The sequence below is a fragment of the Mycobacterium sp. genome (assembly GCF_035640695.1).
GTDB lineage: Bacteria > Actinomycetota > Actinomycetes > Mycobacteriales > Mycobacteriaceae > Mycobacterium.
On record NZ_DASQVQ010000167.1, the window covers coordinates 1 to 24,972 of the forward strand.

8 protein-coding genes and 2 pseudogenes are annotated in these 24,972 nt (G+C 64.9%); 6 read left to right on the top strand and 4 right to left on the bottom strand.

Features of this window, described 5'->3' with window-relative positions:
- The 5 genes and pseudogenes from VE759_RS19715 to VE759_RS19735 form a co-directional block, all read left to right on the top strand.
- Positions 1-126 (top strand): annotated as a pseudogene (locus VE759_RS19715) (diguanylate cyclase); the annotation flags it as partial.
- 74 nt (positions 127-200) lie between these two features.
- A pseudogene (locus tag VE759_RS19720) lies at positions 201-1,194 on the top strand (catalase).
- A 299-nt stretch (positions 1,195-1,493) separates the two neighbouring features.
- Positions 1,494-3,827, top strand: a complete 2,334-nt coding sequence (locus VE759_RS19725) for a GAF domain-containing protein (protein ID WP_324935563.1) — start codon at positions 1,494-1,496, stop codon at positions 3,825-3,827.
- Between the two features lie 193 nt (positions 3,828-4,020).
- Complete coding sequence (locus VE759_RS19730) at positions 4,021-5,328, top strand: MFS transporter (protein ID WP_324935565.1); 1,308 nt, start codon at positions 4,021-4,023, stop codon at positions 5,326-5,328.
- Positions 5,329-5,333: 5 nt separating this feature from the next.
- On the top strand, positions 5,334-6,005 hold the full coding sequence (locus VE759_RS19735; protein WP_324935567.1) for a GAP family protein: 672 nt from the start codon (positions 5,334-5,336) through the stop codon (positions 6,003-6,005).
- A gap of 20 nt (positions 6,006-6,025) precedes the next feature.
- On the opposite strand, the gene pe is transcribed toward VE759_RS19735, so the two are convergent.
- From pe to VE759_RS19755, 4 genes are all read right to left on the bottom strand, one after another.
- Complete coding sequence (pe, locus tag VE759_RS19740) at positions 6,026-7,159, bottom strand: acyltransferase PE (protein ID WP_324935593.1); 1,134 nt, start codon at positions 7,157-7,159, stop codon at positions 6,026-6,028.
- A gap of 140 nt (positions 7,160-7,299) precedes the next feature.
- Positions 7,300-9,054 (bottom strand): AMP-binding protein, encoded by a 1,755-nt coding sequence (locus VE759_RS19745; protein ID WP_324935569.1) that lies wholly within the window; start codon positions 9,052-9,054, stop codon positions 7,300-7,302.
- Positions 9,055-9,164: 110 nt separating this feature from the next.
- A complete protein-coding gene (locus VE759_RS19750; RefSeq protein ID WP_324935571.1) occupies positions 9,165-12,161 on the bottom strand; it encodes an MMPL family transporter in 2,997 nt (998 codons plus the stop codon).
- A gap of 66 nt (positions 12,162-12,227) precedes the next feature.
- Positions 12,228-13,649 (bottom strand): condensation domain-containing protein, encoded by a 1,422-nt coding sequence (locus VE759_RS19755; RefSeq protein WP_324935573.1) that lies wholly within the window; start codon positions 13,647-13,649, stop codon positions 12,228-12,230.
- Between the two features lie 213 nt (positions 13,650-13,862).
- Here VE759_RS19755 and VE759_RS19760 point away from each other — a divergent pair, with 213 nt between their 5' ends.
- Positions 13,863-24,902: a type I polyketide synthase gene (locus VE759_RS19760; protein WP_324935575.1), complete on the top strand. Its 11,040-nt coding sequence runs from the start codon at positions 13,863-13,865 to the stop codon at positions 24,900-24,902.
- Positions 24,903-24,972 lie beyond the last annotated feature (70 nt).

Consider the following 24,972-nt stretch of genomic DNA (forward strand, 5'->3'; position numbering starts at 1 on the left):
GGCATGAAGCACCGGCCCCTCAGCACGTTCGGCACGGTGAATGCGGATGTGCTCGAACACTTCGACCCGTCGTTCGTTCGTGACGATTTCGTCGACATCATCCGCACCAACAGCTGGCCCGAATAGGCCTGCAGGGCTCAGCTCCCAACAGCCGCAAAGACTTTCGGTACCCCCAACACGACCATCAGAGAGCAACGACAATGAACACCAACCAGCCCAAGCCCACCACCACCGATGCCGGTATCCCGGTGCCCAGTGATGACCATTCACTCACGGTTGGTCCCGATGGTCCGATCCTGCTGCAGGATCATTACCTGATCGAGCAGATGGCCAACTTCAACCGGGAACGCGTGCCCGAGCGGCAGCCCCACGCCAAGGGCTCACTTCATCTCCGATCAGGGCATCCAATGCCTGACCCAGACCGAGGCCGACCGGCTGGTCAGCGTGGACGGCGATTACCACACCCGCGACCTGCACGAGGCGATCAAGGCCGGCGACTACCCGTCGTGGACGCTGAAGATACAGATCATGCCGTATCAGGACGCCAAGACCTACCGGTTCAACCCGTTCGATTTGACCAAGGTGTGGCCGCACGCCGACTACCCGCTGATCGAGGTGGGCAAGCTGGTGCTGGACCGCAACTACACCGACCATCACACCCAGATCGAACAGGCCGCGTTCGCCCCGAGCAACCAGGTGCCGGGCACCGGATTCAGCCCGGACAAGATGCTTTTGGCCCGCACCTTCGCCTACGCCGACGCCCACCGCGCCCGAATCGGCGTCAACTACAAGCAAATCCCGGTCAACGCGCCCAAATGCGACGTGCACTCCTACTCCAAGGACGGCGCGATGCGCGTCATCCCCGTCTCCGATCCGGTGTACGCGCCCAACTCCAAGGGCGGCCCACAGGCCGATCCGTCACGCACCGCCGAGGCGCTGTGGCACACCGACGGTGAGATGGTGCGCACCGCCTACACCCTGCGCGAGGAAGACGACGACTGGGGCCAGGCCCACACCCTGGTCCGCGACGTCATGGACGACGCCGAGCGAGAACGACTGGTGTCCAATGTGGCCGGCCACCTGCGCAACGGGGTCACGGAGCAGGTCTTGGAGCGCGCCTTCGAGTACTGGAAAAACATCGACAAACAAACCGGCGAGAAAATCGAAGCGGCCGTGCGCAACGGATCGTCCTAACCGACGATCCCGATGCACGGCCGGGGCGCTGCCCACGTAAAACTGTTGCCGCACCGACTGGGCTCGTCAGGGTCCGACGCGGTTATGCTGAGCTTGCGCTTCTTGAGGAAGTCCACTGCAGGCGATCTGAGAGTCTGATGGCGCAGAAGTGGTCGCGGCAGCCTGGCCGGTGGTGGATGCCAGGGCGCTTCTTCGCGGCCGCTGGCTCCGATGCCGGATTCGGTTCACGAGCAACCCGGACGCGTCTGCCCTGGCTGTTGGTCCGCCCCAAGACGCCAGCGCTGTGGCTCGGAATTGCGGTGGCGGGCTTCTTTATCGTAATCGAGAGCATCGTGGTGGGTTTGATCAATGTGGTTACCCACCACACGACGGGCGGGGTCGGAACGATCTATCTGCTCGGCGTCGTGGTCGTCGCAGCGCTGTGGGGTTTCGGGCTGGCGGTGACAACGTCGGTCGTCAGCGCCATCGTCTTCCTCTACTTCCGTAGTTGGCCAGGTGGTGGCTTTGTGCTGTTTTCGCTCCAAAGCGAGTTAGTGATCGCGGTCTTCGTGGTCATCGCGTTGGTCGCTAATGCGCTCGCGGGGCTGGCGCGGGTGGGCGAACGGTTCTACGACCTGTCATCTGACCTGTTGTGCATCACCGGTCCGGACCGGGTCATCCGGGTTAACCCCGCGTTCACGCGAATACTGGGCTACTCCCTCGACGAGTTGGAGTCACGGCCGTATATCGGCTTAGTTGTGCCCGAGGACCAAGCACGCGTGCGTGAGGCGCTCGAGCAGCTGGCCGGCAGCACTGAGCCGGTGCGCTTGGAGAATCGGGTGATCTGCCGCGACGGTTCGCGACGGTGGATCGAGTGGAGCATCGTGTGGCAGCGGGGCTTGTATTACGCCGTCGGGCGTGACGTGACCGAGCGCCGTCGCGAGCAGGACGCGTTGCACCAAGCGCAGGCCGCGATGGAGGCGAGCCACGACGAGCTCGGTGTGCTTGCAACGCACCAGACGGCGTTGCGGCGGGTGGCGACCCTGGTGGCCCGCGGCGTCGAACCCTCGGAAATTTTCGCGACGGTCGCCGATGAAATGGCCCGATGCCTGAATGCCGCCAACGCGTCGGTGAACCGCTTCGACGGTGACACGGTGACGGTCCTGGCCCTGGCTCGCCTGGAGCCACAGATGAAGCACAAACCAGTTGTCGGCGAGCGCCACACGTTGGAAGGAGACAACATCGCGACGAGGGTGGCCCATACCGGTCAGCCCGCCCGGCTGGACGGTCTGGAATTGGCCAACGCCCCCGGCTCCATCGCTGCGCGGCTGCGTGAGATGGGCCTTCGTTGCACGGTGGCAGTCCCGATCACCGTCGACGAACGGGTCTGGGGAATGGCGGCCGTTGGCTCGTCGGCCCCTGATCCGTTCCCAGCGGACACCGAGGCGCGCATGGGTGATTTCGCCGACCTGGTCGCCACCGCGATATCCAACGCCGCCACCCGCGCCGAATTGCAGGACAGCCGCGACGAACTGGCCGTGCTCGCCGACCAGCAGGCGGCGTTGCGACAGGTGGCAACCTTGGTTGCGCGCGGTATGGCCCACTCGGAGGTGTTTTCGGCGGTGGCCGTAGCAATGGCCCGCTGTTTGCGTGCGGGCCACGCGGCGATATACCGCTACGCCGACGATGCACTCGTGCCCCTCGCCATCTTCCACAACGACGGGCTGCAACCGTTGCCCAAGGGGCTGCGCCTGCGATTGGAAGGTGACAACGTTGCCGCAAGGGTGCAGTCCACCGGCCGTGCCGCGCGCATTGACCGGCACGACGATGCTCCGGTTCCGCACGCTGGTCGAATGCGTGGGTTCGGCATAGATTCGGCGGTTGGAGTTCCGATCATCGTCGACCGACAGGTGTGGGGCGCGGCGATCGTCGGCTCGTTGCGAGCAGAGCCGCTGCCACCGGACACCGAGGCGCGCATGAGTGACTTCGCCGACCTCGTCGCGACCGCGATCGCGAACGCCGCCACGCGCTCCGAACTGATCGCATCCCGCGCGCGGATCGTGGCGGCCGCCGATGACGCCCGCCGCCGGCTGGAGCGCGACCTGCACGATGGAGCTCAACAGCGGCTGGTTTCACTCGGACTGCAACTACGCCTGGCGGAGGGTACCGTGCCGTCCGAACTGCAGTCGCTCAAGGAACAGCTTTCGGGCGTCGTCTCGGGTTTGACCGCGGTTTCGTCGGACCTGCAACAGATCTCGCGCGGGATTCATCCGGCGATCCTCTCCGCAGGTGGATTAGGTCCGGCGCTGAAGACGCTAGCGCGGCGCTGCCCGATTCCAGTCACCCTTTACGTCGATGTTGAGCCACGATTGCCCGATTCAGTCGAGATCACCGCTTATTACGTGGTGGCCGAAGCGCTGACCAACACCGCCAAATACGCCCAAGCCTCCCACGTGAACGTCAGCGCCGAAACCAAGGACGCCACTCTCGATCTGTCAATTCACGACGACGGCATCGGCGGAGCCGATGCCCGCAAAGGATCAGGACTCATCGGGCTCAAAGACCGCGTGGAAGTGCTCGGCGGCCACATGAAGATCACCAGTCCCCCGGAATGCGGGACATCGCTGCACATCACCATCCCACTCGCCGGCTGATCGCGGGGCCGCCCCGCTCTTGGGCGTTTGACCCCCATCGAAATCGAAGCAATCATGATCAAACCGTGCCATCAGGCCCGGTGACCGAAATCGTCACCTACGCCGTGCAGCAGACCCACCGCCGTTAGACCAAAGCATCGAGTTGCAGGCACGCCGCATCGGGGTGTTGGCCACTGACGACTGGAGTGCAGCGATGAGCAGCCGTGGCGCGGATTCTCACACTGCTCCGCGGTCCGGGGTGGCGGCGTGGGCGCTGTGGGATTGCGGCGCGACCGGCGTCAACGCCGTCGTCGTCACGTTCGTCTTCTCCGTCTACCTCACCGAGCATGTCGGTTCGGGTTTGCCCGGCCCCAGCACGCCCGCAAGCTGGCTGGGTCGGGCGCTGACAATCGCCGGGCTGTGCGTCGCATTGCTGGCGCCGGCCACCGGTGTCTGGGTGAACGCGCCGAACCGGCGCCGCACGGCACTCGCAGCCAGCACTGGCTTGGTCGTTGCGATGACGGCAGCGATGAGCCTGATCCGGGCCGACTATCACTACCTTTGGCTGGGTCTGGTGTTGCTCGCGTGCACGGCGGCGTGCAGCGACCTGGCGACCGTGCCGTACAACGCCATGCTGAGGCAACTTTCGATGGGTGCGAACTCGGGACGAATCTCCGGGCTTGGATCCGCTGCTGGATTTCTCGGTAGTGTGCTGCTGCTTTTGGTCGTGTATTTCGGCTTCATCCAGGGTGCCGGCGACACCCGCGGTCTACTGGGCATCGCGGCACATGACGGCGACAACGTGCGGGCGTCGATGTTGCTCGCCGCGGCATGGCTGGCTCTGTTCGCTTGGCCACTACTCGTTTCCGTGCGCGGCCCGGCCGCTCCGGACCGCCGTCCGGTCGGGTTCTTCGCCGCCTATCGCGCCCTATGGGACGAGGTGAGGAGCGAATGGCGACGCGACCACAACGTCGTCTACTACCTGTTGGCCAGTGCGGTATTCAGAGACGGACTGACGGGTGTGTTCGCCTTCGGCGCGGTGCTCGGCGTCAGCGTCTACGGGCTGTCGCAGGCCGATGTACTGGCCTTCGGCGTATGTGCCAGCACCGTTGCCGCGATCGGAGCCTTTCTGGGCGGCCTGCTCGACGACGGAGTGGGTTCCAAGCGTGTCATTGCCGGATCGCTCACCGCGATGATCGTCATCGGAATGGTCCTGCTGACAGCCTCCGGGCCGCTCGCCTTCTGGACCTGCGGACTGCTTCTGTGTCTGTTCGTCGGTCCAACTCTGGCTTCCGCGCGGGCGCTGATGATGCGAATGTCCGCCGACGGCAAGGAAGGCGTGGCGTTCGGTCTGTACACCACCACCGGGCGCGCGGTGTCGTTCCTCGCGCCGTGGATGTTCTTCACCTTTGTCGACCTGTTCGGTTCCGACCGCGCGGGTTTGGCTGGACTGTGCCTGGTGCTGGCGGCGGGCCTGGCGGCGATGATGGTCACCGTGCGGGTACCTCGCGAAGCGCATTAGCTGTCATGTGGTTCACGCTCCTCATGATGGCCGTTGCCGTCAGCCTGGAACCGTTCCGGATCGGCGTGACGGTCCTGATGATCAACCGCCCCCGGCCCCTGCTACACCTACTCGCCTTCCTCACTGGCGGATTCGCGATGGGCACCGCGGTGGGCGTGATCGTGCTGTTCGTCCTGCGACCGGCCTTGGGGTCAGCGCATTTCACCCTGCCAAGGGTGCAAATCGTCATCGGCGCGCTACTGCTGGTCAACGCTGCGATTTTGGCCACGGGCCTGGCGGGTAAGCGCGGCGACGGACCTGCGGGCCTGACCGCACGGAAATTCGCGCCGCTTGCGACGCGCGCCTGGCAACTGCTCGACGGGCGTTCACTGTGGACGGCGGGCGTCGCGGGCCTCGGCATCGCCCTGCCGTCCGTTGACTATCTCGCCGTGCTGGCGCTCATCGTCGTTTCCGGTGCCGCTGCCTCAGTCCAGGTCGGCGCCTTGCTGCTGTTCAATGTGGTGGCGTTCGGATTTGTGGAGATCCCGCTGATGTCCTACCTGGTGGCCCCGGACCGCACCCGCGCAACGCTGGTGGCGCTGCAGGACTGGCTGCGGTCGCGGCGCCGCCGCGCTGTCACCGTCTTATTGGCCGCGGTTGGCTGCGTGCTGCTCGGCGCGGGGTTGGCCGGAGTGTAGCGGCGGCCTCTCGCGTCGGGCTATTGATGATTCAGCACGTACTGAAAACCGGAGAGCAGCTGCGATAACGGATCGGCGCCGCCGCCGAAGGCGGCCTGAGTGGCCGGTGCGGTGACGGCCGCGGGGTCGTAACCGTGCACCGGATCCACCGTTATCGGTGCGGTCAGTCGATCGTCGTTTCGTGAATATCCCGCATCCACCGCGGGCTTGAGGACGGCGTCGAGCTTGTTCAGCGTGTCCGCCGGCACCCCGAGATATTTGAAGGGCAGCACCAGAGGAAGATGCTGCTCGGGAATCAGGTAGGTGGTCGTCTTCGCGCCTTTGGAATTGACGGTCGTCCTGATGTTCTGCGGCGGCACATTGCTCGGATTGGTGAAAGCCACCGCGGTGTGACCGGTCGCGAGACCTACGATCGCGTTAGCGAGGGACATCCAGTTGTCCGGCCTGTCCGGCCAGTCGGCGATGCTGTCGTATGCGGAGACGAACTGGTAGGTGTCGTATTGGCTCTCGACCGGAGGTGGGACGCGGTAGTCGAGTGAGGGAACGACGCTACCGACCGGAAACATCTGGGTCAGGAAGCTTTCACCGAAGGGGTGGCGCGCCACCGGGTCGCCGTACGTTGCGAAGCTCAGCTGATCGGGTGGGGGCGCGGTCGGGTCGTTCGCGAGCCGAGCCTTGACGGCATTGAGCACCATCGCTCCCTCCGACAGGCCGATCGCGGTGCCCTGCCCACCGTTGCGAATGGCCCCTTCGAGGTTGTTCTGTCCGATGTCGACCGACTCGCCGATGCTGGGGCCGTCGATACCCAGGCCGGGAAACGAACGATCCAGCCGGCCGATGCCTGGGAACAGTCGTTCCAGCGTGTGCCCCTGAACCTGGCCTGCGGGGTAGTCGACGATCTGTCGATTCAGCCCCGGGAACCAGTCGGCACCCGTCCGCATTATGTACTCGTCATAGGGGATACCCAGCACATGCGCGCCACCCAGTGCGTACGCCCTTCCAGGCGTCCCCAGCGGCGGTGTTCCGTTGTCCGGTGCCCCGTGATCCGCCGTCCAGCCGGCTTGCGGGTCATCGGCTGCCGCAATCCCGAAGCCGAAACATCCTGTGGCACCTATGGTTACCAGCGCCGTGGCCGAGGCGAACAGTCTTCGCATTCTCACCCCCGCCTGCTCGACTACGCGTCTGTATTGAACCAGACCTTACCCCGCCGACCCGACCGATGCGTGTGACAGCGGCCGCTGCTGCGCAAGCTCAGTAGTGACGGCCACCAGTTCGCCCGCCCCACCGGCCGGGGCTAGGCGTCCAACCGAATGAATTGGTTCTGCCGGTACTGCTCGGCGCACGCGGCGCGCCGCATCTTGCCGCTCGTCGTTGTGGGAATCGACCCGGGAGATACCAGGACGAGATCTCCGACATTCAGGCCGTGCGCATTGGATATGGCGGAGGTGACGTCGCTCTTGACCCCGCTGAGCCAATGCATCGCCTCTACGCTGGAATCTCCTCGCTTGTTGAGCTCGATGACGGTGACCAGCTTCTCGGTACTGTTCACCGGAACCGATATCGCCGCAACCCGACCACCTGTTATCTCGTGGACCGTCGCCTCGATGTCCTCGGGATAATGATTACGACCACGAATGATGAGCACGTCCTTGATGCGGCCGACAATGAACAACTCGCCCTCGGAAATGAAGCCGAGGTCGCCCGTTCGCAGCCACGGCCCGTCAGGCGTGCCCGGTGCAGGCTCGACAACTGTTGCACCGAAGCAACGCAGCTCCTCTGGCGGTTTGCTCCAGTAGCCGGTCGCGACATTCTGGCCATGGACCCAGATCTCGCCGACCACGTCCGGCGAGCATTCCCGGTTGGTGTCGACGTCGACGATCCGCACCATAGGTGACTGCGGCAGTTTGTATCTCACCAGCGCTGAGCCGCCTGGAGCCGCACACCGCTGAGCGCGGCCCGCGGACAATTCGTCGACATCGAAATGGACAGCCCCCGACGAATCACTCCATGTGCCACTTGCCACGAAGACGGTCGCCTCCGCCAGGCCGTACGAAGGACGCAGCATGTGGTCCCGAAAATTGAAGTGAGCGAACCGATCTGCGAAGCGTTCCAAGGTAGCCGGCTCGACGCGTTCGGCGCCGTTGATGATGCCCAGCACGCCGCCGAGGTCGAGCCCGGCAAGGTCACTGTCGGCGGTTTTGCGGGCGGCCAGGTCGAAGGCGAAGTTAGGCGCTGCCGAAAACGCATGACGAGTCTCAGTATCAGCCAGCGCACGTATCCATCTGGCCGGCCTTTCCAAGAACGCAGTCGGGCTCGTCAGCTCGGCGAGATAGCCGCCCAGGATGGGTGCGCAGACGCCCAGTACCAACCCCATGTCGTGGTAGAAGGGCAACCACGACACGATCGTGAGATCGGTCGTCGATTTGACGTGCGCATCCGCGAAGAGGCTGCGCATCAGCTGTTCGAAATTCACCTGGAGGTTGCGGTGCGAGAGCATGACCCCGGTCGGCAGTCGGGTTGAACCCGAGCTGTACTGCAGGTACGCGATGCTCGGCAACTCAGCCGGCTGAAGGCTCGGTCCGCCGTCGGCATCCAGATCCAACGAATCAATCTCGACGATCTTTGGCGCAGTGTCCATACCTGACTGATCGATGTAATCGCCGACATCTTTCGCGGCCGCGGATGTCGTGAGAACAACCGATGGCTTCGTATCGGCAAAGACCGCACTCACCCGGTCATAACTGGAGCCGCGATGGGGCAACGGGAGCGGAACCGCGACGAGCCCAGCCTGCATGGATCCCAGGAAAGCCAGGATGTAATCCAGCCCCTGCGGGGCCAGGATCACTGCCCTGTCACCGACCGACCCATGAAGGCGGATCTCGCGTGCCACATTTATCGTTCGGCGTGATAGCTGCGACCACGTGAGACTCTCGGCAACCCCCGCCGAGTCGTGGGCGTAGTCGGTGAATGTAAATGCCACGTCGCCGGGGCGCAGGCTGGCACGTCCGTGCAGCATCGACAGAATTGATGACTGGGGCGTAAGCGTCACATCACGTCCGTGCTAAGTCCTGCGAGGAGCTTCTTCATCCCTATCCCTGACCGCTCCGCTTCGTTTCGTAGTTTCACATACATCACGTGCGCGCGCTAATCCATTCACTGCTAGGCGCGTTCGGCCGGTGACCGAGACAACGACTGCCGCAATGCCACTCGTGATGGCCACCAGTTTGCTCGCCCGACCAGCGCAGCGATGGCGGGCACCGTGATGGTGCGCACCACGAAGGTATCCAGCAGAATTCCCACACCGATCACGAAACCGCCTTGGACCACGATGCCGATGCTGGAAAACAAGAGACCACCGATCGAGGCGGCGAAGATCAGGCCCGCCGCGGTGATCACACCGCCCGTTGAACTCAGCGTGCGAATGATGCCGTAGCGCATGCTGTGCGGAGATTCGTCCCGCATTCGCGACACGAAAAGCATGTTGTAGTCGGCACCCACCGCGACCAGCACCACGAAGGCCAACGGGGGCACGCTCCAATGCAACGGCTGACCCAGGATCAGTTGAAACGTCAGCACGCCGATACCCATTGCCGCGAAATACGAAATCACCACCGAACCAACGAGATAAAGAGGTGCGATGATCGCACGCAGCAGCACGATCAGGGTCAACAGGACGACGATGAGGGTCACGGCGATGATGAATCGGATGTCGTGCTCGTAATAGTCGCGCGTGTCCCGCAGCGCGGCGGGGAACCCGCCCATCGATATCGAGGCGCCCGCGAGTGTGGTGTTGGGCTGGGCGCCGCGGGCGATGTCACCGATCGCATTGACCTGATCCATCGCCTCGGAGCTGAACGGGTTGAGTTTGGTTTGAACCAGATACCGCGCCGAGTGGCCGTCCGGCGAGATGAACATCTTGGCGGCTTTCTGGAAATCCGCCACATTCAGCACTTCGGCCGGAATGTTGAACCCCCCCATTGACGGGCCAGCCGCGTCGTGTCGCATCGTCAACAGAAAAGCCGATGCCTGATTGAGTCCGGTAGCCATCAGTTTGATCTGCTGGACGAGTTCGTCCACTCCGCCCGCCACTTGCCGGCTTCCGCCGGCCAGGCGGTCGGCGCCTTGCTCTAGCTTGGTCAAGCCCGACTGTGGGCCGCCGGGTTTGTCCAGCCCCATGTCGTGGACTGCCGTGACGAGGTTTGTGAGAGCACCATTGAGCTTGTTCACCGTCGCGGTGAGGGTTTGCCTGTCGCCGACCCCCTGTAACTGGTGAGCGAGATCGTTGATCCGGTCGAGGCTTCCGTCGTCACGCGCAGCGACAAGCCGCTGAAGCTGGGCCCGGGTGGCGCTGCAGGAGGAATCGGCGTCGCAAACCGGGTTGGCCTGCAGCGCCGTCAGGACCGGGCCTATCCAGGCGAACATGTCTTTGGCGGCGGAGAAATTCACGCCCATGGCGTTGCCGAGCGCGTTGATGGATTCGACGAGCTTGGCGGCGGTATCGACGTCCCGCACCAACCTGTCGCCGCCGTATTGGGTCCTTACCGACGAGAACGCGTCGATCAGACTTTGAATACTGGGCGCGATCTGGTTGACCTGTGCGCGCACGTCACCGAGGCTGTCGGCCAGCGTGTTCGCCCCGGCAGCCAGCCGGTTGAGGTCGTCGGTGCGCTGACCGATCTGGGCGGAACCGGCGGCCAGCCGGTCACCGACGAGGCCCGCCTGAAACGTGGCCCGGAACTCCGGCGGCACAACTCCCAAAGGTCGGGTGATGCCGCTGACCAGAGAAACGTCCGGCAATTGGGCGACGCGCGAAGCCATCTGCTCCAAATCCGCGAGGGCCGCAGGTGTGCGCAGGTCACGCGGCGACTGGACGAGGATGTACTCGGGGATGGACTGACTGATGGGGAAATGGCGTTCCAGCGCGGCGTACCCGACCGAACTCGGCGCCGACGCCGCCACGGCCTTGCGATCGTCATAGTTGTAGCGCGCAAAGATCGCGCAGCTGGCCAGAAGGGCCAATACGAGCACACTGCCAACCAGATGTGCCACCGGCCCGCGCACGATGCGTATGCCGGAACGTCGCCAGAACCGAGCAGTCAGTTCGCGCCGCGGCTTGACCCAGCCGCGCGGCCCGGCGAGCACCAGAATTGCCGGCAGCAGAGTCACTCCGGCGAGGAACGCAACGCCGATACCAATCCCCGACGACACTCCGACCGTTCTGAACACTCCCATTCGGGCGAAGCTCATGACGAGAAAAGTGATGCCCACCGTGGTGGCAGATGCGGTGATCACTTTCCCGATCGAGATCATCGCCGCCTTGACCGCCTCATCGTAATCCGCACCCGACCGCAGATAGTCGTGATAGCGGCTGATGAGAAAGACCGCGTAATCCGTTCCGGCGCCGGCCATGATCGCGCTCAGAAATACGATGGACTGGTTCGAGACGCCCGAGCCGGTCAGTTGGGAGTAGCCGGCCACCACCGCCTGGGCGATCACCAGGGAAGACCCGATCGTCACCAACGGCAGCAGCATCGTGACCGTGCTGCGGTAGACCAGCAATAGCACGGCGAGGACCAGAACGGCGATCGCGATTTCGATCGGCAGGCGATCCCGGTGGCCCGCGACGGTGAGGTCCGCGACGGTGGCCGCGGGACCGGTGAGGTGCACTGTCAGGGCACCGCCGGCGACGCTGTGTTCGACGATGTCGGCCACCCGGTTGTACGAGTCGAAGGACCGCGGCGTGCCCAACTCACCCGCGAGACCGACCGGCAATACCCAGGTCTTCTTGTCCGCACTCGTCAGGAACTGTCGCAGTTGTGGCGTGCTGACGAAGTCCTGCACCGATACGACATCTGTGACGTCGTCGCGCAGCGAGCGCACGAGCTTGCGGTACGCGGCCTCGTCGGCGGGTCCCAACCCATTCTCGTTGATCAACGCAACCAACAACAGATCGTCGTTGCCCGGTTCGTGAAACGACTCGGCCATCTTTTTGGCGCTGACACTCGAGGGCGCATCGCTGGGCAGGACGACGAGCGGATGCTTCTCGGCCATCTCGCCCAGCGATGGGAACGTCAGCGGAAGGGCGACCGCCATCGCGATCCAAACCCCTATCACCGCCCAGGGCCACCGCACCACGAGATCGGCTAGCCGCCGCATGTCGCCCTCACCTTCGCCGGGAAGTTGCGCATCGCGGGAATGCCATGGCCGCCGAATTGCTCCACGCTATGCGACGCGTCCCCACTGCCCGCTGTCAGCGACCAGTACGGAGACGGACCTCATCGTCTTCATATAGCGGGCAACTGATTTTCTGGCGACGGGATTGTCGGGATGCATGATCGCCATCGCCGTGCCCTCGCCATACCGAAATATGTAAATAGTGAGCTGATATGAGAAACGGCCGTCCGGGTAGATACCTATATTGTTGGCAAGGCCCAGGTCAGCGGCCGCGAGGATAGCGTTGAGCGGAGCGGCGCCGCCATGCAAGAAGTTCCACACTGGAAAATTTGGCCGTGGCCAACTCAACCATGGCGCCAACTCCAACACGCGGTAGTACGGCACTTTTGCCATATTCAGATTTGAGTCGAAAGAAGCCTGCGCTGCCCACGCGGCATCGCCGAATGAGGCCGCGCCTATCGGCGCGGTGATCGGAATCAAGCCGGTGAACCAACCCTGCGTCATGAAATTATCCGTGGCGGTGCGTGAATCCCTCGGAGTGAGCCCGTAATACGTGAGAGCGCCCGTCAACTCATGCTCGACCTGGGCAAGGCAGGCGAACAAGCCGCCGACGAAGCGCGCGCCGGCCGCAGTGCAAGCCGATTCGAACCGTTCCGTCTGTGCGGTGTTCATCAGGACTTCGGAGGTCATGCCACTGCTGGTCGACGTCAGCGGGTTACCCAGCGGAAGCGGAAATTCAGGAAAGCCGCCATTGTTGTTTTCCGCAAAGTCGATCCACGCCCGCACCTCAGGCGAATCCACGGTCAACTCCGATGTATGCGCGCGCTCGCGGACACAGAAATCGTCAAAGCTACCGGCATCGGGAAGCGTGAGGGCCTCACTGCCTCCGCTCAACGCCGAATACATTCCGTTGGCTTCCAACATCGTGGTGCCGATCAGTGTCGCGTCCCCGTGGACGTGATCCATGGCGGCAAAGAACGTGAAGTGGTTCTCGTTCTGGATTATTCCAAAGGTGAAGCAGCCCCACTCCAACGGACTCGGTATGGCCACGACATGAGCGTGGATCTCGTCGATCGTCATGTTGCCGTGATGGATCGGCACGAATTCAATATCAGCCGGATCGTCGATGGCATGCCGGATGAACTCTCCATCATGGGTCTGTTCGAACCAACTGCGGAACGTGTCGTGCCGACGTAGGTATGCATTCACCGCGTGATCCATGGCCGAAATATCACACTGGCCGGGCACTTCACAGCCGGCGATGATCTGTCGGGAAAAGGTCAGTCCCGCCGCCGTCCGTTGGCAATAGTTACGAAGGTGTTGGCTCTGCATGTAGCTGACCGGCACCGAACTGACCGGCGCTCGTCGAGCCTTTTCCTGAGCCGCGGGCGTCGGATGCCAGGAGGTGACCGAGCCTGGATGCAACGACCATTCATCAAGTGCGCCAACCGTTATCTTCCCGATGCGCAATACGTCGTCCTTCCCGCTTGGCTGGCTGCAGTCCGGCAGTACCACTCGTCGCGGGATCAACATACCCAACGTTCGGCGGCGGTCGCCCCCGGAGCGCGACGCCGCACACACCACAGGTCAGCGTGCAATAGTATCCGTCGACGTTTGATCGTGGCGCGGTGTAGGTCTCCCGCAGAACCGCATTCTGACCGCCGGAGCAAGGAGAACAGCGACATGGTATCCGCCGAAGGTCCGATCGAGGCGGCCCCCCGTTTCGCAGTCGTCGGCTATGCGGCGCGTTTTCCGGGTGCCCCCGATGCCGATGGGTTCTGGGACGTGCTGCGCGAGGGCCGCGACGCGATATCGGAGGTGCCCAAGGACCGCTGGGATGCCGACGAATTCTTCGACCCGGAACCCGGTGTGCCCGGCAAGGTCGTGACCCGTCGTGCAGGGTTCATCGATGACGTGACCGGGTTCGACGCGCCGTTCTTCGGTATGTCGACGCGTGAGGTCAGGTTGATGGACCCGCAGCACCGGCTCCTGCTGGAGACGGCGTGGCGCGCAGTGGAGCATTCTGGCACCGCGCCAACGTCTTTGGCTGACACCAACACCGGTGTGTTCGTGGGTTTGGCCACCCACGACTACCTCGGCATGGCATCCGACGAGCTGACTTACCCCGAGATCGAGGCCTATATGGCCATCGGGACGTCGAATGCGGCAGCAGCGGGCCGGATCAGCTATCGGTTGGGGTTGCAGGGTCCCGCGGTCGCCGTCGACACCGCGTGCAGCTCGTCGCTGGTGGCGATCCATCAGGCGTGCCAAGCGCTGCGCTTGGGCGAATGTGATCTTGCGCTGGCCGGCGGGGCGAACGTTTTGCTCACCCCGGCGACCATGATCACGTTTTCCAGCGCCCACATGCTCGCGCCCGACGGCCGGTGCAAGACATTCGACGCGGCCGCGGACGGCTATGTGCGTGGCGAGGGTTGCGGTGTCATCGTCATCAAGCGCCTCGAGGACGCGATTGGCGACGGTGACCGGATTCGGGCCGTGATTCGCGGCAGCGCGATCAATCAGGACGGCGCATCGGGTGGACTGACGGTGCCGAACGGCGTTGCTCAGCAACGGGTGATCGCCGATGCGCTGAAGCGCGCCGGCGTCGAAGCCCGCGACGTCGGATACCTGGAAGCACACGGCACCGGGACTTCGCTGGGCGACCCGATCGAGGCCCAGGCCGCAGGTGCGGTGCTCGGCGCCGGACGCGATTCCAGCCAGCCGCTGTTGATGGGTTCGGTCAAGACGAACATCGGACACCTGGAAGCGGCCGCCGGTATCGCGGGTGTCATCAAGGTAATCCTGTCGCTCGAGAACGGGTTACTGCCGCAGCACCTTCACTTTCAGAACCCGTCGCCCCACATTCCCTGGGACCGGCTCCCGGTGCAGGTCGTCAAGGAGGCCACTGCCTGGGAACGCACCGGTCGGCCGCGCATTGCGGGAATCAGCTCATTTGGGTTCGCCGGGACAAACGCGCACGTCATCCTCGAGGAAGCGCCCGAGGAAGCGGCACAGCCCGCTGCGGCACGGGATCTGGTCGAGCAGCCCGGGGACCGACGGTTCAGCATTCTTCCGCTCTCGGCGCGGACGCCTGCCGCGTTGGTGCACCTCGCCGATCAATACCGCAGTTGGTTGAGCGCGCACCCGGAGGCCAGCTTGCCGGACGTGTGCTTCACCGCAGGGGCAGGGCGAGCACACCTGGAGCACCGGGCCGCGTTGGTCGTCAATTCGAGAGAAACGGCCATCGAGCTACTCGGCGCGCTCGCCGACGACCGGCCGGCGCCCGGCCTGGTTCGCGGAGAATCCAAAGATACGCCGAAGACGGCGTGGCTGTTCACCGGTCAAGGCAGCCAGTACCCGGGCATGGCCCGGGAGTTGTTCGACACCGAGCCGGTGTTCGCCGAGACGCTGAATCGTTGCGCGGCCGCGGTCGCTGGCGTTGTCGGAAAGCCGTTGCTGGAGGTGATTTTCGATGTGGACAGCCCGGACAGCGAAGAGACGCTGCGACAGACCTCCTACGCACAGCCCACCTTGTTCGCGGTGGAGATGGGCCTGGCCCGCCTCTGGCAGTCGTGGGGCTTCGAACCCGACGTGGTGCTGGGCCACAGCGTCGGCCAGTATTCGGCGGCCTGCGTTGCCGGCGTGTTCAGTCTCGAGGACGGTGCGCTGCTGATGGCCGAACGCGGTCGCCTCTTCGGCAGTTTGCCTGCCGGTGGCCGGATGGTAGCGGTGTTCACCGCCGCCGAGCGTGTCGAAAGCCTCACCGACGAATTCCCGCGTCTGTCGGTCGCCGCCTACAACGGTGCTAACACCGTATTGTCCGGACCCGCAGAGGATCTGGACAAGGCGGTGGCTGCACTGGTGGCCGACGGTGTCCGGTGTGACTGGCTGGACACCAGCCATGCGTTCCACTCGGCGCTGCTGGACCCGATCCTCGACGAATTCGAGTCGTATGCGGAGCGGTTCAAATTTGGTACGCCTCAACGGATTCTGATTGACAACCGCACCGGCACCGCGCTCGGCAGGAGCGTGAAGCTCGATGGCGCCTATTGGCGCCGTCACGCGCGCCAACCGGTGGAGTTCGCCAAGAGCGTGCGCACCCTAGCCGATCTGAATTGCAGGTTGTTGCTCGAGATCGGCCCACGACCGGTGCTCACCGCGGCAGCCCTGGGGACATGGCCTGACCCGGCCACCGCACCGCGGGTGATCACATCTGTGCGCCGAACCACCGCCGACCACCGACAGATCACCGAAGCAGTTGCCGACGCGTATGTCTTGGGCCACCTGCCCGATTTCGCCGCTTTTCGGCGGCCGCACACGCGAAAGCTCGACCTGCCCACTTATCCGTTCGAGCGCCGCCAGTACTGGTTCCGAGACAATCGGGATGACAGTCGCGATCATGCCAACCACCAACAGCACCTTGATGCGCGTACCCAGGCCGTCCGCCTCCTCGAGGACGGCCGGATCGACGAACTCGCGGCCATGCTCGACGGTGCGAGCGGCGATCATCACACCCTGGATGTGCTGACCAAGCTTGCGGCACAACACAATCAACAACGCGCCAACCAGTCCATCGCGGACGACCGTTACGAGATCCGCTGGGAGAGATGCACTGCCCCCGTCTCCGGCGCGGAGGCCACACAGGGATGCGCCTTGATCCTCATCGGCGATGACACCGACGCAGTCCAGCCTTTGGTCGACGTGCTGACTGGACGCGGCCACCGGCACCGGATCTTCGGTCTGCCGGGGTCCGACGCGGAGGAGGAACGGCTCGCAGATGCGTTGCGCGCTGCGGCAGCTGACGATTCGACGCTCCGTATCGTGCATGTCGCGGCCCTCGATTCGCAGACCGCACCATCGATGCGGTCACTGTTGCGGATGCAACACCGAACATTGAGCGGAACGCGGCGGCTCTTCCGCGCTGCGGTCGCCGCGGAGCTGCGCCGGCCTGTCTGGGTGGTGACCCGTGGCGCACAGCGAGTAACCGACGCGGACACCGTGGCGCCGGAGCAGACTTGCCTGTGGGGATTCGGTCGTGCCGCGTCGCTGGAGCTTCCGCAAATGTGGGGCGGACTGGCGGATCTGGCGGAAGGCACTGCCAACGAATGGTCTGGGTTCATCAACCGGATCACGACGCCGCGCCACTCGGACATCAGGGAAGACCAAATCGCGCTGCGCGATCAAGCGGTCTATGTTCCCCGACTGGTTCGGCGGATCGAGCAGCCGAGCGGTACACCGCTGGAACTGCGCGGTGACGCAACGTATCTGGTGACTGGCGGGCTGGGGTCGGTAGGACTGGAGATCGCCGGATACCTGGCCGGGCACGGCGCCAGGCATCTGGTGCTGACCGGCCGACGCGCACCCAGCGATGCCGCGCAACAGCGCATCGATGCGCTGGGTGAACAGTACGGCTGTGAAGTTCGTGTCGTCGCTGCCGACGTCGCCGATGCGCACGACGTCGCACGCCTGTTGACAACCGTGCAAGCCGAGCTACCGCCGTTAGCGGGCATTGTCCATGCGGCGGGTGAGATCGGTACCACTGCGCTGAGCAGCCTCGACGACACCGAAGTGGATCGCGTTTTCGCTGGGAAGGTTTGGGGCGCCTGGCATTTGAGTGAAGCCGCCGCTGACCTGAAGCTGGATTTTTTCCTCAGCACGTCCTCGATCGCCTCGGTATGGGGCGGATTCGGTCAGACCGCCTACGGCGCCGCGAACGCATTCCTCGACGGGCTGGCCTGGCGCCTGCGAGAGCAGGGCGTCCGCGGGATCAGCGTCAATTTCGGTCCCTGGTCGGCGGGCATGGCCGACGCGGAGTCTCGTGCTCGACTGGATCAGCGCGGGGTCCGGACGTTGGCGCCTGCCGATGCACTGGCGGGTCTGGCCGATGTCGTGGCGGATTCTTCGGCGCGGGGGTCAGCGCAGGGCGTTGTAGCCCGGATCGACTGGGCCCGCTTCCTGCCGCTCTACCAGCAAGCGGGCCGGCGGGCATTCCTGACGGAATTGGAGCGCGAGGTGCCCGACGCGGCGCCGGCTGTGACGCCGACTGGCAAGACCCAGCTGGTCGAGCGGCTCACCAACGCTCCGGTGCAGCGGCGCAAGAGGCTTATGACCGATTACCTGCGCGATGCGGTAGCAGAGGTGACGCGCGTGGACGCCGCGGAGATCCGCGAGGACGCCGGGTTCTTCGATCTGGGCATGGATTCGCTGATGGCCGTCGAATTGCGGTGCCGCATCGAACAGGGGGTGGGCAAGGAGATACCAGTCACCCTGGTGATGGATCACCCCCGTCTGTCCGACGCGGCCGACTACCTGCTCGGCGAGGTGCTCGGGCTCAGCGGCCAGGCACCCGCCACATCGGGGCCTCGGCTGGCGTCAGCGGTGACGACGCGCACGGACGAACCGATCGCGATCGTCGCGGTGTCGTGCCGTTTCCCCGGCGCGCCCGACCCGGAAGCCTTCTGGGAGGTGCTCTCCGGCGGTGTCGATGCGATCCGGGAAGTCCCGGAGGATCGATTCGACATCGACGAGTTCTACGACCCGGATCCAGAGACTGCGGGCAAGACCTACACGCGCTTCGGCGGATTTCTCGACGGAATCGACGGATTCGATCCCGAATTCTTCGGCATCTCTCCGCGCGAGGCCGTCTGGATCGAGCCGCAGCAGCGGCTGATGCTCGAAACGGCATGGGAGGGCTTGGAGCGCGCCGGGTATTCGCCGGGGGCGGTGCGCGGAAGCCGAACCGGAATCTTCGTGGGGGTGGCCGCCAACGAGTATGCGCATCTGCTGTCCGCCGAGTCGATCGACAAAATCGAACCCTACTTCATCACCGGCAATGCGCTCAATGCCATTTCCGGTCGGGTCGCCTTCGCGCTGGGACTCGAAGGACCGGCAGTGGCGGTCGATACCGCATGCAGCTCGGCGTTGGTGGCCGTCCATCAGGCGTGCCACGCATTGCATTCCGGGGACTGCGATTTGGCGTTGGCCGGCGGTGTGAACGTCTTGCTGAGCCCGGTGACAGTCGTCGCCGCCTCACGCGCCAGAATGCTCTCCCCCGTCGGGCGGTGCAAGACCTTCGACGCCTCCGCCGACGGCTACGTGCGCAGTGAAGGCTGCGGAATTCTCGTGCTCAAGAGGCTGGGCGACGCGGTGCGCGATGGCGATCGGGTCTGCGCGGTCATTCCCGGCAGCGCGGTGAACCAGGACGGCGCCTCCAGCGGTTTGACGGTGCCCAACGGTGGCGCACAACAACGGCTTATCGAGGCCGCACTGGCTCGTGCCGGTTTGGCAGGCGGGGATGTCGACTACCTCGAGGCGCACGGGACGGGCACCCCGCTGGGTGATCCGATCGAGGTCCAGGCGGCCGCGGCCGCCTATGGCGACTCGCGTGATGCGGACCGGCCGTTGCTGATGGGATCGGTGAAGACCAACATCGGTCACCTCGAGTCGGCATCTGGGGCAGCAGGTCTGATCAAAGTCGTGTTGTCGCTACAGCACGAGCTGCTGCCGCAGAGCCTGCACTTCAAGAAGCCGTCGCCGCACATCCCGTGGGACTCACTGCCGGTGCGAGTCGTGGACAAGGCGATTCCATGGCAGGCCAACGGCAAGCCGCGGCGCGCCGGCGTGAGTTCCTTCGGGTTCACCGGCACGAACGCGCACGTGCTGATCGAGGAGGCGCCACCAGGACCGGCGACCGCCGACGAAGACCGAGCAGGCGATGGCGCGGTGACCCCGGAGCAGAATGTCAATGTGCTCGCGCTGTCTGCGCGGTCACCAGAAGCACTGGTGGCGTTGGCGCAGCGTTATGAAACCTGGTTGAGCGCCCACCCGGATGTCGACCTCGGCGACGTATGCCTCACCGCCGGGACGGGCCGTTCGCATTTCGAACATCGCGCCGCGCTGGTCGTGGATTCGGTCGAGGGTGCGCGCGGGGGCCTGGCCGACCTGGCCGCAAACCGCACGCGACCCGGTGTCGTGCGTGGCGAGCACACGCACCACCCGACGACGGCGTGGTTGTTCACCGGGCAGGGCAGCCAGTACCCGGGGATGGCGCGTGAGTTGTTCGACGCTGAGCCGGTTTTCGCTGAAACCGTTGCACGCTGCGCGGACGCGGTCGAGGACATCCTGCCGCATCCGTTGCTGGAGGTGCTGTTCGCCACCGACCGCGAAACCGGTGGCGAGGCCGGAGAAAGGTTGCGGCACACGTCGTTTGCGCAGCCGGCACTTTTTGCCGTCGAGATGGGCCTAGCCCGGCTGTGGCAGTCGTGGGGCATCGAGCCCGACGTGGTGCTGGGACACAGCGTGGGCCAGTACGCAGCGGCATGTGTGGCCGGAGTGTTCAGCCTCACCGACGGCGTACGGCTGATGGCCGAGCGCGGCCGGATGTTCGGCAGCCTGCCCGAAGGGGGGCGAATGGTGGCGGTGTTCACCGACGCCAAGCACGTCGAGGCGATCGCCGGCGAGTTCCCGCGAATCTCGGTCGGGGCCTACAACGGGCCCAACACCGTGCTTTCGGGTCCCGGTGAGGATCTGGAGCAGATCGTCGCCAGATTCAGTGACGAGGGGGTCCGCTGCACCTGGCTGGAGACCAGCCACGCCTTCCACTCGGAACTGCTCGATCCGGTGCTCGATGAATTCGAGTCTTACGCAGCGCAGTTGCCGTACGCTGCCCCGACACTGCCGCTGGTTTGCAACCGCACCGGCGCGGTGCTCACGGCCCAGACTCCGATTGACGCTCAATACTGGCGGCGACATTCCCGCCAGCCGGTGCAGTTCGCCGAAAGTGTGCGCACCGTGGCGGCGCTGGGCTGCTCGGTACTGATGGAGATCGGTCCGCAACCGGTGTTGACCGGGGCCGCGGTGCGGGTCTGGCCGGAGCACTTGGCCGCGCCGCGGGCGATCGTGTCGCTGCGTAAAGGCGTTGGCGACCGGCGCCAGATCGCCGACGCGCTGGCCGCGGCCTACGTCGGCGGCCACCGCCCCGATTTCGCTGCGCTGCATCGCCAGCCCCGTCGCAGACTCGAATTGCCGACGTATCCGTTCCAGCGCCGCCGCTTCTGGCCCAAGACGTCCGGAATCGCCGTCGACGGTCGCGCCGTTTCGGGAATCCTGGGTAGCGCAAAAGACCTCGCCTCAGGTGACTCCGTCTACACCAGCAGGCTGTCCGTCAAATCGCAGCCGTGGCTTTCCGACCACGTCATCTATGGCACCGTGGTCGTCCCCGGAGCGACGTATGCGGCGATGGCGTTGGCCGCAGTCGGTCCACCGGCGCGGGTGAAAGACGTCTTCTTCTACGAGCCGATCATCTTGCCCGAGAAGAGTTCCCGCGAGGTGCAGCTGACGTTGCATCCGCTGGAGGGCGACGGTGAGTGGAGTTTCCGGGTGCACAGCCGCCCGTACGGTGTGCGTGATGCCGAATGGTCGCTGAACGCCGACGGCGCTGTGGTCAGCGGCGCAGATGACGAGCCGGTATCTGAGGATGCAGATCCGGTCGACGAAGCAATCGAGCGGCTGAACCGCATGCGTCCGCAGGAGTTGTTCGAGACTTTCGCCGACATGGAGCTGGCGTGGGGGCCGACCTGGTCTGGTTCCCTGAAGTCGCTGTGGCTCGGTGAGGGTGAGGCGATCGGCGACATCGTCGTCGGCGAAGAACTCGCTGAACAACTCGGAACCGAGCCGATGCACCCGGTGCTGATGGACCTGTGCACAGGAGTCGCCTTCCCGGCTTTCCCGGCCCTTCTCGCGGCCGAACAGGGCGTGAACGATTTGTTCCTGCCGTTGCGGTACGGGCAAGTGACGCTTCGCGAGCGCATGCCTCGGCGGTTCTATTGCCGCGCGCGGTGGCACAGCAGCGGACTCGGCAGCGAAACCCAGGTCTTCGATCTCGATTTCGTCGATCGGGAGGGCCGCCAGCTCGGGGGGATTCGCGAGTTCACGGTCAAACGCGCACCCCGTGAGGCGTTGCTGCGCGGACTCGGCGGCGATGCCACCCGGCTGCTCTACACCCTTGGCTGGCACGAGGTCCCGCCGCCGGCGCCGAGCAGTGACAGTGGGGGCGCAGGGAACGCGAATGTCACTTGGCTGATCGCCGGATTCGACGAACTGGCCGCCGCCGTGCCGGGCTGCATCCCGTTCGACCGGAACACCGATCCGGAGCCCTTGGGACAGCTGTTGGCACAGGCTCACGAGCGCGGTCTGCCGTTCTGCGGCGTCGTGTGGCGCAGTACCGCGCCGAGCATAGAGGAGTCGAGCGCCGGCTCGGAAGCCGCCGCCGCGCGGATCGAGACCGAAATCGCCAACCTGCTCAGCGCTGTGCACACCGTGCAACGCGGCGAGGTGAAACTGCCTGGCGGACTGTGGATCATCACCGAGCGGGCCGTGGCCACCGAATCCGGCGAGCCGGTCGACCCGGTGCAGGCGGCGCTCTGGGGATTCGGGCGTACGACGATCAACGAGGAACCGGCGCTGCGTTGCAAACTGGTCGACTGCGACGGATCACAGCAGGCTGTGCACGCGCTGGCCGATCTGTTGGCCACACCGATCGACGAACCGGAACTCGCGCTGCGACAAGGAAAGCTGCTGACCTCACGGTTGTTGCCATGGGCGCGCAGCGGTCAGCTCACGGTCCCACGCTCAACTGACTACGTCCTGGCGCCCACCGAGCGGGGCGCGATCGACAACCTGCGTCTGACCGGGACGGACGTACCGCCTCCGGACGAGGGCTACGTGCAGGTCCGGGTGGAGGCCGCGGCCCTCAACTTCCGGGATGTGCTCAACGTCCTCGGCCTCTACCCGGGCGACCCCGGACCGATCGGCGGGGACTTCGCCGGCATCGTCACGCAGTTGGGTAGCGGCGTTACCGGACTCGAGGTAGGCCAGCGCGTCTACGGCTTCATGCAGGGCGCCTTTTCCAGCCGGTTCAATGTGCCGGTCCAGTTGGTGGCGCCGGTGCCCGAAGGGCTGAGCCCGGTAGCGGCGGCCACCATTCCCGCTGCGGCGCTCACTGCCCGACTCGCGTTCGACTGGGCGCAGTTGCAGCCTGGTGATCGGGTGCTCATTCACGCCGCCAGCGGCGGCGTCGGGCTGGCCGCGATCCAGATGGCACAGCAGCACGGCGCCATCGTCTTCGCGACCGCAAGCACCTACAAACGCGCGACGCTGCGCAAAATGGGCGTGAAATACGTCTACGACTCGCGCACTACGGATTTCGCCGACCAAATTTTGGCGGATACCGGCGGCTCGGGTGTTGATGTGGTGCTCAACAGCCTGACGAATGAGGGATTTGTCGAAGCGACCGTGCGGGCCACCGCCCGCAATGGCCGTTTCGCCGAGATCGCCAAGCGCGACATCTGGACGCATGCGCAGATGGCGGCCGCCCGTCCCGATATCGCCTACGAGATCGTTGCGCTGGATGTCACCACCCTGCAGAATCCCGACCACATCAAGCGTTTGCTTACCGAAGTGTCGGGCGGGATGGCCGGTGGCGAGTGGACACCACTGCCCGCCGAGATCTACCCGCTGACCGAGGCGAGGGCCGCATTCCGCCGGATGCAGCAAGCGCGGCACATCGGGAAGATCGTGCTGCAGGTACCGAACCCGCTGCAGCCGCGGGCCGATCGGAGCTATCTGATCACCGGCGGCCTGGGTGCACTCGGTCTGCACGCGGCGTCGTATCTGGCCCAACTCGGTGCCGGCGACATCGTATTGACCAGTCGGCGCGCGCCCGATGCGGACACGCAACGGGTGATCGAGGAAATCACCGAGCGCTACCGGTGTCGCATCCACACTTTCGGGGCCGACGTCGGCAACGAGTCCGAGGTTGCGAAGCTGCTGGCGCGAATTCGCGCGGAGTTGCCGCCGCTGGCCGGAGTGGCACATTTGGCCGGCGTGCTCGACGATGCGTTGCTGTCAGAGCAGAGCGTGGAGCGATTCCGAACGACGTTGGCGCCCAAGGCATTCGGTGCCTGTCACTTGGACCGTTTGACGAAGGACGACGATCTGGACTTCTTCATTGTGTTTTCCTCGGTGTCGAGCTTGTTCGGTTCACCCGGCCAGTCCAATTACGCGACTGCCAATGCGCTACTCGACGGCCTGGTCGCGCAGAGAAGGGCGCAAGGCCTGCCGGCCACGGGGGTCAACTTCGGCCCATGGGCCGAGAGTGGCATGGCCTCTTCAGAGGCCGCGCGCAACAATCTCAGTGCGCAGGGCCTGGTGCCGCTGGAGCCGTCGGCCGCACTGAGCGCACTCGCCGAAGTTGTCGCGAACGGCACCGGGCAGGCAACCGTCATCAAAGCCAACTGGCAGCGTGCCGCAAAGTTGTTGGGCGCTTCTCGTCCACCGATTCTCGACCTTGTGTTGCCGAGTGCAGTTGGGGAGGCAACTGGTGACAGCGAGTTGCTCCGGCAGCTCCAAGAGATCCCGGTGCCGCAGCGCGCCGGTTTCGTGACCGAATTCCTTCAGCGCGAGGTACAGAACTTCCTGCGGCTCGCGCAACCGCCCGCTGCATCCAGCCGGTTCCTGGACCTGGGGACGGATTCCCTGATGGCGATTGAACTTCGCAACCGGTTGCACAGTCAGTTCGGCGGCGCGTTCACGATCAACGCGACCGCGGTATTCGACTATCCGACCATCGGCGGGCTGGCCGAATATCTGGTGAGCCAGCTGCCTGAGGTGGTCGCAGAGTCGGGCGAGGCAGAATCCGTCGCAGCGCCCGAGCCGAAAGATTGAACGAACGGACATGTCCGGCAAGACAAAACGTTCACACTGCTACCAGGATGCGGTGATCGCCTAACTGCGC